The 1,195-nt window shown below is 75.7% G+C and carries 2 protein-coding genes; both read right to left on the reverse strand.

The window, feature by feature from the left end:
• A partial coding sequence (locus tag ACFRCR_RS18750; protein ID WP_377679700.1) for a GPP34 family phosphoprotein occupies positions 1-328 on the reverse strand: 328 nt, incomplete at its 3' end.
• 62 nt (positions 329-390) lie between these two features.
• A complete protein-coding gene (locus ACFRCR_RS18755; protein ID WP_377679702.1) occupies positions 391-1,074 on the reverse strand; it encodes an SIMPL domain-containing protein in 684 nt (227 codons plus the stop codon).
• Between the last annotated feature and the right edge of the window lie 121 nt (positions 1,075-1,195).

Here is a 1,195-nt window from a genome sequence, read left to right on the forward strand (position 1 = left end):
GGCGCCCGCCGGGGCGGACCCCCCCGGAGTCCGCGGGCTTGGACCGCGACAGCACCTCGACCAGGCTCTTGGGCTTGGAGCCCTCCTTCGACTTGACCGTCGCAAGCGCGTCGTCGAGCAGCGTGCTCCCGGTCGGCGACTGGTCGCGGACCACGACGCGTCCCGAGCGCCACCCCGAGGTGTCGCCCGCGAGGTCGACGCGTCCCTTCAGCGCGAGCTCGACGAGCAGCGCACCGGCCGCCACCTGCTGGAGGTACGAGGCGTCACCGACGGGGCGGCCCGTGACGTCGTCCAGCACGAGCAGGAGGTAGTCCTCGATGATGAGCATGCATCCAACCTAGTGGCGCCCGGGGGTCGCAGTCCCTGAGAAATGTCACGATCCTGCGGCGATCAGTCCGCCCAGGCCCAGCGCACGGTCACGCTCGCGTCGACCTGCTCACGCCCCGGGTCGACGGCCATCGCGTCGTACGCTCCCGCCTTGGCGGACATCATGCGGGGCATCGGTGCGAACCCGCCGCCCTGCTCGCTCACCTCGACGACGGGTCCGAGCGTGCGCCCCGCGAGCACCGCGTACTGCTCGGCCCGCGCCCGGGCGTCGCCGAACGCCTCCTCGCGCGCGGCGACCGCGAGCGGCGCGGGGTCGCTCACCGCGAAGCGCATCGAGTCGAGCCGCGCGACGGCGCCGGCCGCACCGAGCGCTGCCCGCACGAGCTCTCCCGACGACAGGACGTCGCGCACGGTGACCCGCAGCGTCAGGCGAGCGGTGACGGAGAGCGTCGCGGCGCCGTCGGGCTGCTGGGACGACTGCGTCCAGGTGGACGTCTGCGCGGTGCGCAGGTCCTCGGCCGCGACCCCGCCGGCGAGCAGCGCCTCACGCGCCGCGCGCACCCCCGCGTTCGCGGCGTCGAGCGCCACCTGGACGTCGGCGCCGGACGCCTCGGCGCCGAGCTCGACCACCACGACGTCGGGTACGGCGGACGCGGCCCCCTGCCCGGTGGTCGTCACCCCGGCGAGCGGGTCGAGGAGGGGCTGGGTCGGCTGGGTCGGCTGGGTCGGCTGGGTCGGCTGGGTCACAGCAGACATGCTGCCAGCCCGACGCCGCTGCCGCCCGGGTGCCACGCCCCCCGGCCCGGGCTCCTCCTCGTGCGACGGCCCGGCGACGACGACGGCCCGCCCCGTCCGACCAGGTCGGTGG

This window comes from Oerskovia sp. NPDC056781, assembly GCF_042789955.1.
GTDB lineage: Bacteria > Actinomycetota > Actinomycetes > Actinomycetales > Cellulomonadaceae > Oerskovia > Oerskovia rustica.